Source organism: Shewanella morhuae (assembly GCF_003028295.1).
GTDB lineage: Bacteria > Pseudomonadota > Gammaproteobacteria > Enterobacterales > Shewanellaceae > Shewanella > Shewanella morhuae.
Genome location: NZ_PYSG01000002.1, coordinates 1,077,789 through 1,094,398 on the forward strand (window position 1 = coordinate 1,077,789; position 16,610 = coordinate 1,094,398).

Sequence of the window (16,610 nt, forward strand, 5' to 3'; positions counted from 1 at the left end):
ATGAAAAATCTATATTGAATAAAAGTGAGGTAATAAGCTTAACATAGCGACCAAAAGTGGCCAAAAAAATGCCCCTGGTTGGAGGGGCAAACTAGAGAAAGGAGCAATCATACTCTCTCAACAGGGTCACTTTTACCTGAGGTTTAGAAAGGGAGACTTCAGGTAACGTTTAGCCTATTGGGTATAGGCTAAACTCTGTGGACTTTATTCTTGATACGGTGATTACTCAGTACGATTCAAGCGTGCTTCAATTAAGGTTTCGATCACGGCAGGATCTGCCAAAGTGGATGAATCACCTAAATTAGTCACTTCGTTAGCGGCAATCTTACGCAGGAAGCGGCGCATAATTTTACCTGAACGCGTTTTAGGCAAGCCGGTAGCCCATTGAATTAAATCTGGGGTTGCCAGCGCACCAATTTCTTTACGCACCCATTGACGCAGCTCTTGGCGTAGTTCTTCTGTTTCTTCGGTGCCACGAGTTAAGGTGACGTAGGCATAAATGCCTTGGCCTTTAATATCATGTGGGTAACCCACCACTGCGGCTTCTGCGACAAGTTCGTGTGATACCAGCGCACTTTCAACTTCAGCGGTACCTAATCGATGGCCTGATACGTTGATCACATCGTCGACGCGGCCCGTGATCCAGTAATAACCATCTTCATCGCGACGGGCACCGTCACCGGTAAAATACATGCCACGGAAGGTTTTAAAGTAGGTCAGTACAAAGCGCTCATGATCGCCATAAATCGTGCGCATTTGCCCAGGCCAAGAGTCCAGTAATACTAAGTTACCTTCATTTTCACCGTCTAAAATATTACCCATGTTATCGACTAAAGCAGGTTGCACGCCAAAGAAAGGACGCGTTGCTGAGCCAGGTTTAGTATCAGTAGCGCCTGGCAGTGGAGCAATTAAAATGCCACCCGTTTCAGTTTGCCACCACGTATCGACGATAGGGCAATGCTCATGGCCAATTACCTCATGGTACCAACGCCATGCTTCAGGGTTTATTGGCTCACCGACAGACCCCATAATTCTCAAGCTGCTACCATCAAACTTATCGAAGTGTTGTTTGCCTTCTGCCATCAATGCACGAATCAAAGTGGGCGCGGTATAAAGGATATTGACCTTATGACGGTCAATCATTTCACCTAAGCGGGCAGGGCTTGGATGATTAGGCACACCCTCATGAATAAGCACCGTCGCGCCATTGGCGAGTGGGCCGTAGACCATGTAGGAGTGACCAGTAATCCAACCCACATCAGCGGTGCACCAATACACTTCACCAGCTTTATAGTCGAACACATATTCATGGGTCATTGACGCATAAACCATGTAGCCGCCAGTGGTATGTAATACGCCTTTAGGGTTACCGGTTGAACCTGAGGTGTATAGCAAGAATAATGGTGCTTCAGCGTCCATTTCTTCAGGCTGACAATGCTCAGATGCTGTTTCCATCAGCGAGTGCCACCAAATATCGCGGCCTTCTTGCCAGTCAACCTTGCCACCAGTGCGTTTAAGTACAATGACTTTTTCAATAGTGGTTACATCAGGATTTTTTAATGCATCATCGACGTTACGCTTTAATGGAATAGCTCGGCCACCACGCATACCTTCATCTGAGGTAATCAGGACTTTAGATTTACCGTCAATTACGCGTGTCGCAATTGAATCAGGCGAAAAGCCACCAAATATGACGGCATGGATTGCGCCAATACGGGCACAGGCGAGCATGGCGACTGCTGCTTCTGGCACCATGGGCATGTAAATGGTGACTATGTCACCGCGGCATACACCTTGGCTACGCAGTGCGTTTGCAAATTTACAGACGTCAGCATGTAATTCGCCATAGGTGATTTTGCGTTGTTCGCTAGCGTTGTCGCCTTCCCAAATAATCGCCACGCGATCACTGTGCTCGGCTAAGTGGCGGTCTAGACAGTTGGCTGACGCATTGAGGGTGCCATCATAAAACCAGTTAATTGACAAATTGTGATCATCGAAAGAGGTTTTTTTAATTTTTGTATAGGGTTTAATCCAATCAATACGCTTGCCGTGCTCTCTCCAGAAACCATCGGGATTAACAATCGACTCTTGGTACATTGTTTTATATTTATCGTTGTTTACAAGTGCATTAGCTGCGATGTCGTCGGAGACTTTGTAAAGAGACTGCGGGCTCATAGGGCTTCCCTTTTAAAAAATTGCGTGGCCTGAGTATGGTATGTAAGACCACGGCAACTCCATTAGACCTTGGTCTAGTTTTAAAATTTCCTTTATATTTAAGCTGTTGCACTACAAGTCAGGCTAGATTTTAGACAGGTTTTATCGCACAATAATCAGAAAAAAGAGCAAAGTATGAATTTAACCTTAGTCGTTGCTGTTATTGCCGTCTGTTATGTCTCGCTTTTATTCCTCTTGGCGTGGGGGGCGGAGCGGTGGTTTAGCCGGATCACCAAAAAGTTACAGGTCGCTATCTATGGACTGAGCTTAGCTGTGTATTGTTCGTCGTGGAGTTTTTTGGGTACGGTAGGCCAATCAGCAAATGATTTTTGGTCTTTTTTACCGATTTTTATCGGGCCTATTCTGATTTTTACCTTAGGTTTTGGCATGTTACGAAAAATCGTATTAGTGTCAAAGGCACAAAATATCACCTCAGTTGCCGACTTTATTGCCGCCCGTTACGGTAAATCGCAAACCTTAGCGGCCATCGTGACGCTCATCGCCCTGTTTGGCATCATGCCGTATATTGCCCTGCAGCTGAAAGCTATGGTATTTAGTCTTAATCTCTTCCAACCGGTAGACGATCCGCTTGATGGCGTAACCATTCCATTACTGATTACCGCGTTATTAGCCATATTTGCCATTTTATTTGGTACCCGTAAACTCGATGCCACTGAGCATAATCCGGGCATGATGTTCGCGATTGCCTTTGAGTCGCTGGTTAAATTAGCAGCATTTTTGTTAGTTGGTATTGTCATCAGTTTTGGTTTTTTTGATGGTTTTGGGGATATTTGGCAACAAGCGAGCGCTCAATCGTTGATCCACAACCCCAATCCGCGCATTGAAGCTTTAATGCCCGAGTTATTAGTCGGAATGGCAGCCTTTTTATGTATGCCAAGACAGTTCCACGTGATGGTGGTGGAATGTGCCGATGAGTCAGTATTATCTAAAGGCCGCTGGTTATTTCCATTGTATTTAGCATTATTCGGTCTATTTGTTGGACCGCTTGCCCTAGCAGGAAAAATTATCCTCGGCGATTCAGTTTCTGCCGATACCTATGTGATCAATTTGCCGCTGGCTTTAGATCAGCCTTTATTGGCGGTCATTGCACTGCTGGGCACGCTTTCTGCCGCAACGGGAATGGTGATTGTTGCGGTAGTGACTATTAGTGTGATGGTAAGTAACGAATGGCTAGTGCCTGTGATGTTACGTACAGGCCATATCCGCGAGAAGAATTTTAGCCAGTTTTCACAGTTATTATTAAATGCTCGCCGTTTTGCCATCGTGATTATTTTGAGCTTGGGTTATGGCAGTTATCTGGCATTAGCAGACAGTGATTCATTGTCGCATTTAGGCATGTTGTCCTTTGGTGCTTTTGCCCAGCTTGCGCCCGCTTTAGTCGGCGGGCTTTATTGGAAACATGGCAACCGTGCCGGAGTCTTTTTAGGGCTTAGTGTCGGTTTTAGTTTGTGGTTTTATATCATGCTGCAGGGTATGACAGATGTGCAAATCTCATCTGATTTAGCGTCTGGTATCGTCACTGAAATCGGTCTGTTGGATGCCATTACGCCCAATGTGCGCGATGCATTGACAGCACTTTCAGCCAATATCGGCTGTTATATTTTAGGCTCTATTTGGTTTAGGGCAGGGGTCGCCGAACGTATTCAAGCCAGTGCTTTTGTCAGCCCTGGCAAGTTAAAAAGCGGTGCGAATAAGAAAAATGGTCCGATTTCTCAACAGGATTTACTGATTTTAGCGAGTCGCTTTGTCAGCCCAACTCGGGCCTATGAAAGTTTTAGTCACTTTTCGATTGATGCGGTAAAAAGCGACAGTTGGCATAAAGCTGCGCCGGCTGAGCTGATTTCTCATACTGAACATTTATTGGCTGGCGTGCTTGGTGCATCAAGTGCGGCGCTGGTAATGGATTCTGTGCTACAAGGGCGCGATTTAGCACTAGATGAAGTGTTTAGTTTGGTGGATGAAGCATCATCAAAAATTATGCTTAGCCAAGATATGCTACGTGGCGCCATTGAGCATGCCTATGAAGGTATGAGCGTCATTGATAATGATCTCAATTTAGTGGCGTGGAATTACAAATATGTCGAGCTATATCAATATCCTGAAGGTTTTTTGCAGCAGGGTATGCCTATTAGTGAAGTGATCCGTTTTAATGCGGCGCGGGGTTATTGTGGTGAAGGGGAGATAGAACAACAAGTTGAGCAACGAGTGCAGCATATGCGTAATGGTACGCCGCATACTTCTGAGCGTTATCGTAAAGATGGCAAAGTGATTAAAATTCAAGGTAATCCTATGCCATCGGGTGGCTTTGTGATGACCTTTACCGATATTACTCAATATCGTAAGCAGGAACGAGCCTTGCTTGAGGCTAATGAAACCTTAGAAAGCCGAGTTAAAGAACGCACCTACGAATTAGCCATGTTAAACAGTGAGCTATTAGAAGCCAAAGCGCAGGAAGAAATTGCGAATGCCTCTAAGAGTCGCTTTTTGGCCGCCGTTGGGCATGATTTAATGCAGCCGCTTAACGCTGCGCGGCTATTTACCGCCTCGCTATCCCAGTACCCTCATTTGGATCGAGAGGCTCGTACTACGTTATCCCACGTAAATAGTTCATTAAAAATAGCGGGTGAATTGCTCACAGACTTACTCGATATTTCTAAACTCGATTCAGGAATGGTGGATGTAAATCGCCGTGATTTTGCTATTTCTGAGCTTATCAATGGCTTATCTGTTGAGTTTGAGGCAATGGCAGCCGATAGTCACATCCGTTTTAAGATGATCCCATGCAGCGCAACCGTCAATTCAGATCCCTCTTTATTGCGCCGTATTCTGCAAAACTTTTTAACTAATGCGTACCGTTATGCTCGGGGGGGGAGAGTGTTATTTGGTTGTCGTCATCGAGGAAATTATCTTGAAATTCAAGTGCTAGATACGGGCTGCGGTATCGATGAGAAAGAAACGCAAGAAATCTTTAAAGAGTTCAAACGCTTAAATAACCCCAAAAGCAACAATATCAGCGGGTTAGGTTTAGGTCTGGCGATTGCCGATCGCATCAGTAAAGTACTCGAACACGGTATTCAAGTCTCGTCACAATTAGGCAGTGGTTCGGTGTTCTCTATTTGTGTGCCACTTGGAGAAACCGTGAGCCAACCACAAATAAAGGCATTACCCTCATTATTACAGCCGTTATCGGGTATTAAGGTATTGTGTATCGATAACGAAGAAGCGATTTTGGCTGGCTTAGAAAGTTTATTAAGTCGTTGGCAATGTGAGGTTATTTGTGCCAAAGACTTATCCGATGCACGCATAAAGCTTGGGCTTAAAGGCGTTGCGCCCGATATCGTACTCGCTGATTATCACTTGGATGATGGCCAGAATGGCGTTGATGCGATGGACGGTATCCGCGCTCTTTATGGTAAAGATTTACCTGGTATTTTGATTACTGCCAACACCCGCAAAGAGCTGGTGGAAGATGTGCAACGCCGCGGCTATCACTATATGGCGAAAATGATAAAACCTGCGGCGCTGCGGGCGTTGATTTCTAGCTTAGTAAAATAAGCTGATTAAACTGAACCCAGATATATGGGGTCAGTTTAATAAAGGTATCAGCCACGATTAACCGTGGCTGATAAGTTGTGGCGCTGAATGGATTGATGCTGCACTAATACCTGCTGCGACAAGCTTCATCGCACGGGTGAGTTGGCTTAACTGCGCTGTGCTAATGACATAGGGCGGCATGATATAGATAAGATTCGCAAAGGGGCGAACCCATACGCCTAAATCAACAAATTGTTGCTGTAGTTCAGCGGTATTAACTGGCTCATGCATCTCTAATACGCCGACCGCGCCGAGCACTCGCACATCTTTTACACTAGGTAAATCAATCGCATCCATAAGCTCTAGGCGCATTTGCTGCTCAATAGTGGCGACTTGCGTTTGCCATTGATTGCGATTAATTAAGTCTAAGCTTGCGCACGCCGCAGCGCAGGCCAGCGGATTACCCATAAATGTCGGCCCATGCATAAACACGCCCGCTGGCGATTGGCTTATTCCTTTGGCCACTTTATCAGTACATAAAGTGGCCGCTAGGCTGATATAACCCCCAGTCAAGGCTTTACCTAAACATAAGATATCAGGGGTGATATTAGCGTGCTCATAGGCAAACAGCTTACCCGTGCGGCCAAAGCCAGTGGCTATTTCATCTAAAATCAACAACACATTAAATTCATCGCACAACGCGCGAAGGCCGATTAAATAATCCGCACTGTAAAAACGCATACCGCCCGCGCCTTGCATTATCGGCTCTATGATTACTGCAGCAATGTCGTTGTGATGAGCGCTTAAGATACTGCGCATTGCGGTTAAATCATCGGCTTGTAAGGTTTCGCCAAAGGTGGTTTGCGGTGCGGGCACAAAAGATTGTTTAGTGACAGCATCGCCAAACATAGTGTGCATGCCGCCTTCTGGATCGCATACGCTCATGGCGGCAAAGGTATCACCGTGGTAACCCTTTTTAACCGTAAGAATGCGTTGCTTTAACGGGCGTAAACCTTCATGTGCATTTTGCCCCTGCCAATATTGCAACGCCATTTTAATCGCCACTTCGACTGCAATAGAGCCAGAGTCGCATAAAAAAACTTTAGTCAGTGGCTCACAGGTCATCGCAATCAGTTTTTTACATAATTCGATGGCAGGCTCATGGGTAATGCCGCCAAACATCACATGACTTAGCTGATGCAGCTGTTTTTCCATCGCGGTTAATATTTCAGGGTGTGCATAGCCGTGCACACAGGCCCACCATGAACTAGTGCCATCGATGAGTTTTCGGCCATCGACGAGTTCGAGCTCGCAGCCCTTTGCGCTATGTACGCCATATACAGGAAGAGATCGAGTCATGGAGGTGTAAGGATGCCAAATATGGGCGCTATCAAAATCAAAATCGAGTAAATTGCGCATAAATGCTCACTGAGTTGGTTGAAAAGTGGTCGTTAGTCAACTGGCTTTACTGGTTGGCGTTGACAGTTTAAGGGCTGAGGTTATCCTAGCCAAGATAAAAAACAGAATAAAAAGGGTGTCTAATGTCGCAGTTGCAAGTTCGTCATGATTGGAAGCGGGAAGAAATCGAAGCCTTATTTGCGCTGCCGATGAATGATTTATTATTTAAAGCCCACAGCATTCACCGTGAAGTGTACGATCCTAATGAAGTGCAAATTAGCCGTTTGCTCTCAATTAAAACTGGCGCTTGCCCAGAGGATTGTAAATACTGCCCGCAGAGCGCCCGTTATGATACTGGCCTTGAAAAAGAGCGTTTGCTGGCAATGGAAACTGTGCTGACCGAAGCGCGCAGTGCTAAAGCCGCGGGTGCTTCTCGTTTCTGCATGGGCGCGGCTTGGCGTAATCCGAAAGAAAAAGACATGCCGTACCTTAAGCAAATGGTACAAGAAGTCAAAGCCTTAGGCATGGAAACCTGTATGACACTCGGCATGCTGTCAGAAGATCAGGCTAATGATCTCGCTGGTGCTGGTTTAGATTATTACAATCACAATTTAGATACTTCGCCTGAATATTACGGCGATGTGATCACCACACGTACCTATCAAAATCGGTTGGATACACTGACAAATGTGCGCGCATCTGGCATGAAAGTGTGCTCTGGCGGGATTGTTGGTATGGGTGAAAAGGCAACGGATCGTGCGGGCTTATTGCAACAATTAGCTAATTTACCGCAGCATCCGGATTCAGTGCCGATCAATATGCTGGTCAAAGTGGCGGGTACGCCGTTTGAGAAACTGGACGATCTCGATCCATTAGAATTTGTGCGAACTATCGCTGTAGCGCGTATCTTAATGCCACTTTCCCGTGTGCGTTTATCGGCGGGGCGTGAAAATATGAGTGATGAGCTGCAAGCCATGTGTTTCTTTGCTGGCGCCAACTCGATTTTCTACGGTTGTAAATTGCTAACCACGCCAAACCCAGAAGAAAGTGATGATATGGGGTTATTCCGTCGTTTGGGCCTGCGTCCAGAACAGGGGCCGGCGGCAAAACTGGAAGAAGAAAAGGCTGTATTGGCTAAAGCGGCGGCGTATCAAGATAGGTCATCAGCAGCATTTTATGATGCGGCTGCGTTGTAATATTGATCAATATTTAGACCTGAGGCCACAACCTTATAACGGTTGTGGCTGTTAATCTTATGCCGTTATTCTCATCTATGCGATAACGTTTGAGGCAACTCTGTTTGAGACTATCTTTCTTAAGAGCAAATAAATGAGTTCTCTGCTCGAAACTAAAATTTCCGCCCGTCAGCAGGCTTTGCGTGAGCAAGGATTACTGCGGCAACGCAAAGTGATGAGTATTGAGCACAGTCTTGATACTAACGCATCGACTTCAAGCCCACGCTTTGTGTTTGAAGGGCGCACTTATAGTAATTTCAGTAGTAATGATTATTTAGGTTTATCCCGCGTGCCAGAGCTTGCTGACGCCCTGCACCTTGGCGCGCAGACTTACGGTGTTGGTAGTGGCGCCTCGCCATTAGTCACAGGTTACAGTGAGGCGCATTTCGCGCTTGAACGTCAACTTTGCTCCCTAACAGGGCATGAAGCGGCGTTACTATTTTGCTCAGGCTTTGGTGCTAATACTGCGTTAATGAAAACCTTATTTGATCAGCAAGATACCGTGATTGCCGATAAACTTGTACACGCCTCCATTATTGATGGTTTGCAAGATAGCGGCGCGCAGCTGAAACGTTTTTTACATAATTCCCTCGAGAGCGCTGAGCGGCTGTTAGTTCGACATCAAGCATCGGCATTAATTACTGAAAGCGTGTTTAGTATGGACGGCGATTGTGCGCCGATTACTGACTTATCGGCACTTTGTCGTCAACACCATACTTGGCTCATTGTCGACGATGCCCATGGTTTTGCCATGCTTAATGCTGCTGATGCAAATGGCAATGCACATGCTAAAGCCGCCAAGCTTATCGATGTGCAAGTCGTCACGTTTGGTAAAGCCTTAGGTTGCCAAGGCGCGGCCATCTTGGGAAGCCAAGCACTGATCGATTTTTTAGTCAGTAATGCCCGAGAATATATCTATTCGACCTCATTATCGCCTGCCAATGCCGTACTGGCGTTAGCTGCTGTTCAGTACAGCATGGCGCATCCTGAATTACAGCAAAAACTGCGTGCGAATATTGCGCTGTTTAAGCGCTTATGCCTTGATGCCAATGTGCCTCTTTTAAACTCAGACACTGCAATTCAGCCATTGATCATTGGTGACGCGCAGCAAACCCTGCAAGTGGCGGATGAGTTAAAAATCGCAGGCATTTGGGTTGGCGCGATTCGCCCACCGACAGTGCCTGTTGGCTCGGCGCGTTTACGTATTACCTTAACCGCGGCGCATAGCGCTGAAGATATCGCAGCTTGTGCTGCGCAATTAGCCCAAGTGCTCAAGCGCGTTAATATCCCTCGCGTGAGTGAGTGCCGTGCAGAGGATGAGTACAGATAAATGCGTTTAATAAATTGGGTGAGTTTTTTGAATTTGAATTGTGTGATGAGTGTGAGCCAAAATGCCAAGCCTAAAAGAGTCTGAAGTAATCAAACCTGTTGGAATCAAGCCTCATACAACTGAGGCTAAGATTGCACAACGATTCTCCGCTGCGGCCCATAGCTATCAAGACCATAACAAATTACAACGTCTGAGCGCCGCCAGTTTGCTCAGCGGATTATTAGTCAAAGGTAATCTATTAGACATTGGGGCGGGCCCTGGGACTGATTTTTCAGCATGTTACCCCAACAGCCTTACGGATAAGCCGTCTAGCGCTATATTTGCCGTGGATATTGCCCTTGGTATGTTGCATAAGTTAAAGCAGTCTTATCCCAATTATCATGGGGTATGCGCAGATGCGCAGTATTTACCCTTTAGCGATAACAGTATGGATGTTATTTATTCTAATTTAGCTTTGCAGTGGTGTGCGGATTTTCCTGCTGCTGTGGCTGAAATGGCGCGGGTATTAAGGCCACACGGTGAGTGTCATGTGACGCTGGTGGCAGAGGGGAGCCTTAATCAATTAGCCCAATTAGGCTTAAGAGTGAATGAGTTTTCATCGCTTGTAGCACTTAAAACTGCATTTAAACTCGGTATATGGCAGCACTTAGATGTGCAGCTCATTCCGATGACAGTATATTTTGATACGCTGAAAGCGTTGATCTATTCAATCAAAGGGGTGGGCGCTTCGGTGCAATCTGCCCACTCATCCAGTGCTATTTCTGATTTAACTCCGCAGCTACGAGGTCGTCAAGATTGGCAGATAATGCAGGCCAAAGCAGAGGCGTTACGTTTACCGAAAGGTTTACCGTTAACCTATCAAATTGTACAAATTCGCGCGCGGCGTAATACTGATAAATAATGCATTAAGAGTGCCGCGTTTAGGTTTAACTATATGATAATTAATATGTAACATCATAATTTGAACAGCGTTAACTAACCGCGATAGACAAACATGAGGATCTAATATGTTTTTTGTAACAGGCACAGATACCGACAGTGGTAAAACCTTAGTCTCATCTGCATTATTAACCGCAGTGAATCGTTTAGGTCATATTGCTAGCGCAGATTCTGCCGTAGGCATTCTCGCCGCGAACACTATGCTGACGTTAGGGATTAAGCCTATAGCTTCAGGATGCGCACAAACGTCTGAAGGTTTGCGAAATGCAGATGCTCTGCAGCTGATGACCTCATCATCATTAAAACTAGCCTATGCGCAGATTAACCCTTTTAGTTTTGAGCCCGCCATCGCACCGCACATTGCCGCGGCTCAAGTGGGTATGAGTTTAACGCCAGAAGTGATTATCGATAGCTTAGATTTTACGGCATTTTCCCAAGCGGATTTTTGCTTAATTGAAGGCGCGGGGGGCTGGCGTTTGCCCTTAGGTGAGGGCCGGTATTTGTCGGAAGTGGTACAGAAACTTGAGCTGCCGGTCATACTCGTGGTGGGAATGAAACTCGGCTGCTTAAATCATGCTTTGCTTACCCAAGAGGCGATACTGGCTGATGGTCTTACGATTTCTGGTTGGGTGGCCAATCGTGTCGATCCTGAAATGAGTATGTTTGACGAAAACCTAGCCAGCCTTAAAGAAATGATGTCAGCACCTTTTCTTGGCAGTATTCCTTTTCTCACTGAACCGAGCGCAGAGAACGCCGCTGATCATCTCGATGTTTCTCTTTTGCATGATAAAGCGTATTAATTAACTTAATAGCGGTGTTATGAGCCACAGTTACGATGACGATGACGATGACGATGGCGATGTTGCATTTGGATGTTGATGCATAGAGTGTCAAGTTGCTGTTTGTGAGTTTCATCGGTTAATCCATTGGTGCTATTTAGGATTAAACCGCTTAAAAATCATAGATATTATAAATGTTTCTATTCGCTTACGCATAGTACCAGCAGTGCGCAGAATTTATTTTGACTGAAAAACCAAACACGTAGATAGCTGTTAGCTCAATGTATTATCACAAGTTTAGGTTAAATAGGCGGGAGTGTTATCAATGATTGAGCCGTAGCTCGTGGCGATGCTCATGCTGATAATGATCAGCACATGCGTTACAGCGCTGCTCGGTGGGATCTTGAGTTAATCGCACTGTTTCGATTTCGGCCTCGCAATCGGAACAAAGACCATAAAGACCTAAATCGAGCTGACAAAAAGCGGCATCGAGTTTATTTAATTGACTAAATAGCGGGTGTTCTGCCAATGGGGTTTGAGCCAATTTATCGATGAGTTCAGTTAAGCTCTGGTTAGCTGAAGACTCTCCTATGGCCTCGATGAACGAAGGGAGCGCCCCGATTTCTATCCTTAGATTAGCTTCAAGTTCTGACAATTCATGTCTGATATGGGTAATGCTCACGTAAAATTGCCTATATTCATTTGACTCTAGGCGTTCAGTCTAATTGTTCCGCTATCAACGACTATGATAAGGATCAAGTATCTGCCATATTTTCATTTTTAACGGTTTTAAAACCGATAAAATCCTTCATCTTTACCGCATGATATTGGTGATGACAAAGCTTTTTTAATTGGCATACACAGAGAGTTACGTATTGAGATTCGGTTTTAAACCGCGATGGTTAATCGTGTAAGTTTTGCTGTGCCGCCTCTAATACTGCGACGATTTCTTCTGTCGTTTTATAGACTCTCAGCTCCCTAAACAAGGTATCGGCTGCAGGATATTGACGATTAAGATAGGTAAACCATTGCTTGATCCGGGCTGGGTAATAGTCGCTTTTACGACCATTTAATTCCCTTTGGGTGTAGCTGAGCATTAACGCTAAGGTTTGTTCCCACGTATAAGGAGTTGCGCCTGTTTTGATGGTATCGGCTAAATTGGGCAACGAAATCGCCCCGCGGCCGATCATGATACTGTCGCAGCCTGTGACCTCGATACAACGCTTAGCATCATCACGGTTCCAAATTTCACCGTTGGCAATCACCGGAATAGGCAAACGTTTGCGTACTTCTGTAATGTATTCCCAGTAAGCTGGCGGCTTGTAACCATCGACTTTGCTGCGCGCATGGATGGCAAGTTCAGTCGCTCCGGCTTCATACACCGCAATGGCATTTTCCATAAACAGTGACTTATCTTCATAACCTAAGCGAATTTTTGCGGTTACAGCGTGTTCTTTTGGGACAGCCTGGCGCATTGCTTTAACAATGTCGTGCACACTTTCTGGATATTGCAGTAATACCGCGCCACCTTTACTGCGGTTAACGATTTTTGCCGGACAACCAAAATTGGCATCAACACCGTGTGAGCCGAGCTCAATCGCGCGTAGAGCATTTTCGCCCATGCATTGGGGTTCTTGGCCGAGTAACTGCACTCGCACTGGCGTACCTGAAGGAGTGTTACCGTTATTGAGTAACTCAGGGCACAGCTTTAAAAACACTTTATCTGGCAACAGTTGGTCTACCACACGCACAAATTCGGTGACGAGTAAATCGTAGGGATTGATGGTTGATAAAATGTCACGCATCAAAGCGTCTACAACGCCTTCCATAGGAGCCAAAATCACGCGCACTGCAGTAAACCCATATCTATTGCAAAGGGCGTGCATTCTACCTTATTGGTTCTAAGTTACAAAGTGGCCCAGTTAATGGAAATCAATAAACGAATTAACCCATCATATTCATATCAAATAATCGCTCTAACAGAATATTTTGGCCATTTCTGTGATTTAGTGATATTTTTTGTAACAAAGTTGAAACAGGGCGGGTCTTTTGTTGTAGGCCAGCGATTTACTCTGTTGTTGGTTAATATTACTCAATAAACAAGAAGGGATTACGTTATGAATTCAGTTAAAAAAACAGCAGTGGCAGTCGCGTTAGGTTCAGTGGTGATGAGTTCAGCATTTGTTGTCAATGCACAAACGAACCCATTTGGTTTTGAAGCAATGGACACAGGTTATCAAATCGTCGGCTCAGAAGGTAAGTGTGGTGAGGCTAAATGTGGCGCTGATATGAAGAAAGCCGCGGCTGAAAAAGCAAAAGAAGGCAAATGTGGTGAAGCCAAATGTGGCGCCGATGTGAAGAAAGCCGCTACTGAAAAAGCAAAAGAAGGCAAATGTGGTGAAGCCAAATGCGGCGCTGATATGACAAAAACCACCGAGAAAGTTGATGCTAAAGTCGAGGCCGTTAAAAAAGAAGTGCAATAACGCCTGTAGGTATTATCCCCTTTATTATCGGGCTTATGGAGTGTGCTCAGGTCAGCCTATGCTGGCCTGTTTTTTATCTCAGTTGAAAATATTCGCGTTGGTGAAGTGTTATGAATAAGCAGAAAGATGCGGCGCAGGTCGGGCTGGGGTTAAGGCGAGAAATGCTCAGTGAGTTTTGTGCACAGGTTCCAGACGCTATTGATTTTTTTGAAGTCGCCCCCGAAAATTGGATGACCTTAGGCGGTAAGTTTGGCCGTCAATTTCGTGAACTGACTGAGCAACATACTTTTTATTGCCACGGTTTGAGTTTATCTATCGGTGGCCCTGAGCCCCTAGATGTGACGTTTATAAAAAACATCAAAACGTTTATGGACTTACACCAAATCCAAATCTATTCCGAACATTTAAGTTATTGCTCAGGCCAAGGTCATTTATACGATCTTATGCCTATTCCTTTTACTGACGCTGCGGTGAAACATGTAGCGGCGCGGGTTAAGCAAGTGGAAGACATACTTGAGCGGCCGCTAATATTAGAAAACGTATCTTTTTATGCCGCTCCTGGTGCACAAATGAGTGAGCTGGAATTTGTCAATGCCGTGCTGCAAGAGGCCGATTGCAAACTGCTATTAGATGTTAATAACATCTATGTGAATTCGGTTAATCATCAATATGATGCAGAGGCCTTTTTAAAAGCAATGCCAACGGAGCGTATCGCGTATTTGCACATTGCTGGGCACTATAAACAAGCAGAAGATTTACTTATTGATACACACGGCGCAGCCATTAACGATCCGGTATGGAGATTACTGCAACGCTGCTATGCCTTGCATGGGATTAAATCGACTTTGCTTGAGCGTGATTTTAATTTACCGACAACCGCAGAACTCATGCTAGAGATAGATCAAATCCGTAATTATCACACTGCGGCGCTTAGCTATAATGCCCAGAATAGCCGTCATGCAGTTAAGAGGATTGCCTGATGGATTTTAAACTCGTGCAACAATCCTTTATTGATTATATCCGCGATCCTTCGTTGCCATTACCCGTAAATACCGATGTGCGGCATATGCAGGTTTACCGTGAGTTATTTTTTAATAATGTCACGGGCTTTGTATCGAATGGCTTTCCTGTGCTGAAAAGTTTGTACTCGGATGAGGATTGGCAGGCATTAGTGCAGAGATTTTTTAGTCAGCATGATTGCAAATCGCCGATTTTTATTGATATAGCGGGGGAGTTTTTACATTTCTTACAGCAGCAATACCAGCTTACAGATAATGATCCGGTTTTTATGCTTGAATTAGCTCACTACGAATGGCTTGAGTTAGTGGTTGCAGTGGCGCAAAGCCGTGATGATGAGTATCTACTGAGCCCTGAGCAACTTTCGTTGCATACATTATGTCTGTCGCAGACGGCGAGGGTGGCGCAGTATCATTTTGAAGTACAACATATTCGTCAGGATTATCGCCCACAGCGGCGTCTGGATACTCCAGTATTTTTTTGTCTCTATCAAGATGCTGACGCAGAAGTTTGTTTTTTACAGTTAGCCCCTTTAAGTGCACAGGTAATGGCATTACTAACCTCACAAAGCAATGTGACACTGACACAGATAATCAATTGGTTAACCAATATTTACCCTCAAATGGAACCTCAGATGATTGAGCAAGGTTGTATACAATTACTCGAGCAATTAGTGAGCAAGGGCATTGTGCTAGGCCGTCGCTCATAAAATGAGATCCGTTAGCGAGAAAATGTAATAACCTTACTATTTAAGGGTTTTCATTAATTTGACAAACCGCTACAATATCCACAGTTCTGTGATCTTAATCACCGTATCATTCCTGCGACGTTTATACTTTTATACCCATACTCGAGGAGCTGTAATGAGTAGCGAGCCATTTAAAGACCCATTTAACTTTATGCACTTTGCTGGTTTTATTTTAGTATTGTTGCTACCCACGCTACCAGCGAGTTTGATGTGGTTAAAGCATTTTGGTTTAGTTTAATCCAGCATTAATGCTAAATTTGTATAGTATTAGCCACTCTATCGAGTGGCTTTATTTTTTAATGGCATTTTTTATATTATGGTTATAAAACGCGGGTTATTTTTACTATTAGGATTAATTGCATTAGTGCTTGGTTTACTTGGCATTGTGCTGCCTTTGCTACCCACAGTACCTTTTATTCTGCTTGCCGCTTTTTGCTTTGCTCGCTCGAGTGAACGTTTGCACTTGTGGCTGATGACACATCCTTGGTTTGCCGATACGTTAACTCAATGGCAACAACAAGGCGCGATGCGTAAAAGCCTAAAACGTAAAGCGATGTTAGTGAGTATTCTCAGCTTTAGCTTTAGTATTATCGTAGTTCCTATTTTATGGGTGAAAGGCGTACTAATAGTGATGGCATTGATTTTACTCTGGTATCTTAAAACGATTCCCGAAATAGAGTGATGAGATTGGCGGCTCGATCGAGTTTTTGTTAAGCAATATTCTTAAGGTTGGGTTGAACTACAATGCCTATTGGGGGTTGATCTAAAACACAAATAGTAGATTCATCTACCATGAGTGCGTCTTGATTGTTGCAACTAAAACTAAAGCGGCATAAACTTTGTCCGACTTTTGACAAAACGTCCACCTAGTGTGGACGTTTTGTTTTATACCGCAACCTCAGGGTTGGTGAA

The 16,610-nt window shown here is 44.9% G+C and carries 14 protein-coding genes; 10 read left to right on the forward strand and 4 right to left on the reverse strand.

The features are described from left to right. Positions 1 to 222 precede the first annotated feature (222 nt). Positions 223 to 2,175: an acetate--CoA ligase gene (gene acs, locus C9I43_RS05265; RefSeq protein ID WP_107882534.1), complete on the reverse strand. Its 1,953-nt coding sequence runs from the start codon at positions 2,173 to 2,175 to the stop codon at positions 223 to 225. A gap of 174 nt (positions 2,176 to 2,349) precedes the next feature. Between acs and C9I43_RS05270 the strand changes: the two genes are divergently transcribed. Continuing rightward, the gene (locus C9I43_RS05270) at positions 2,350 to 5,790 is read left to right on the forward strand and encodes a hybrid sensor histidine kinase/response regulator (protein ID WP_107882536.1); all 3,441 of its coding nucleotides are present in this window, start codon (positions 2,350 to 2,352) and stop codon (positions 5,788 to 5,790) included. A gap of 57 nt (positions 5,791 to 5,847) precedes the next feature. Here C9I43_RS05270 and bioA read toward each other — a convergent pair whose 3' ends face one another. Then, positions 5,848 to 7,188 carry an adenosylmethionine--8-amino-7-oxononanoate transaminase gene (gene bioA / locus C9I43_RS05275; protein ID WP_107882538.1) on the reverse strand — a complete coding sequence of 447 codons (1,341 nt, stop codon included), beginning with the start codon at positions 7,186 to 7,188 and terminating at the stop codon, positions 5,848 to 5,850. A gap of 122 nt (positions 7,189 to 7,310) precedes the next feature. Between bioA and bioB the strand changes: the two genes are divergently transcribed. The 4 genes from bioB (at position 7,311) to bioD (ending at position 11,471) form a co-directional block, all read left to right on the forward strand. After that, complete coding sequence (gene bioB, locus C9I43_RS05280; RefSeq protein ID WP_107882540.1) at positions 7,311 to 8,363, forward strand: biotin synthase BioB; 1,053 nt, start codon at positions 7,311 to 7,313, stop codon at positions 8,361 to 8,363. 133 nt (positions 8,364 to 8,496) lie between these two features. Further along, positions 8,497 to 9,732 carry an aminotransferase class I/II-fold pyridoxal phosphate-dependent enzyme gene (locus C9I43_RS05285; RefSeq protein ID WP_107882542.1) on the forward strand — a complete coding sequence of 412 codons (1,236 nt, stop codon included), beginning with the start codon at positions 8,497 to 8,499 and terminating at the stop codon, positions 9,730 to 9,732. A gap of 61 nt (positions 9,733 to 9,793) precedes the next feature. Beyond that, on the forward strand, positions 9,794 to 10,633 hold the full coding sequence (locus tag C9I43_RS05290; RefSeq protein WP_107882544.1) for a methyltransferase domain-containing protein: 840 nt from the start codon (positions 9,794 to 9,796) through the stop codon (positions 10,631 to 10,633). 106 nt (positions 10,634 to 10,739) lie between these two features. Further along, on the forward strand, positions 10,740 to 11,471 hold the full coding sequence (gene bioD, locus C9I43_RS05295; protein WP_107882546.1) for a dethiobiotin synthase: 732 nt from the start codon (positions 10,740 to 10,742) through the stop codon (positions 11,469 to 11,471). Positions 11,472 to 11,772: 301 nt separating this feature from the next. On the opposite strand, the gene C9I43_RS05300 is transcribed toward bioD, so the two are convergent. Continuing rightward, positions 11,773 to 12,132 (reverse strand): TraR/DksA C4-type zinc finger protein, encoded by a 360-nt coding sequence (locus C9I43_RS05300; protein ID WP_076498456.1) that lies wholly within the window; start codon positions 12,130 to 12,132, stop codon positions 11,773 to 11,775. Positions 12,133 to 12,352: 220 nt separating this feature from the next. Next, the gene (locus C9I43_RS05305; protein WP_107882548.1) at positions 12,353 to 13,300 is read right to left on the reverse strand and encodes a tRNA-dihydrouridine synthase; all 948 of its coding nucleotides are present in this window, start codon (positions 13,298 to 13,300) and stop codon (positions 12,353 to 12,355) included. Between the two features lie 267 nt (positions 13,301 to 13,567). Here C9I43_RS05305 and C9I43_RS05310 point away from each other — a divergent pair, with 267 nt between their 5' ends. From C9I43_RS05310 to C9I43_RS05330, 5 genes are all read left to right on the forward strand, one after another. After that, on the forward strand, positions 13,568 to 13,933 hold the full coding sequence (locus tag C9I43_RS05310) for an HvfA family oxazolone/thioamide-modified RiPP metallophore (protein ID WP_107882550.1): 366 nt from the start codon (positions 13,568 to 13,570) through the stop codon (positions 13,931 to 13,933). A 110-nt stretch (positions 13,934 to 14,043) separates the two neighbouring features. Further along, entirely contained in the window at positions 14,044 to 14,913 is an 870-nt protein-coding gene (locus tag C9I43_RS05315) for an HvfB family MNIO-type RiPP peptide maturase (RefSeq protein ID WP_107882552.1), read from the forward strand. After that, the gene (locus C9I43_RS05320; RefSeq protein ID WP_107882553.1) at positions 14,913 to 15,659 is read left to right on the forward strand and encodes an HvfC family RiPP maturation protein; all 747 of its coding nucleotides are present in this window, start codon (positions 14,913 to 14,915) and stop codon (positions 15,657 to 15,659) included. The genes C9I43_RS05315 and C9I43_RS05320 overlap by 1 nt, the downstream gene beginning before the upstream one ends. A gap of 154 nt (positions 15,660 to 15,813) precedes the next feature. Continuing rightward, complete coding sequence (locus C9I43_RS19010; protein WP_107882555.1) at positions 15,814 to 15,936, forward strand: hypothetical protein; 123 nt, start codon at positions 15,814 to 15,816, stop codon at positions 15,934 to 15,936. 78 nt (positions 15,937 to 16,014) lie between these two features. Next, positions 16,015 to 16,380, forward strand: coding sequence for a YbaN family protein (locus tag C9I43_RS05330; RefSeq protein ID WP_076498500.1), 366 nt, complete (start codon positions 16,015 to 16,017; stop codon positions 16,378 to 16,380). Positions 16,381 to 16,610 lie beyond the last annotated feature (230 nt).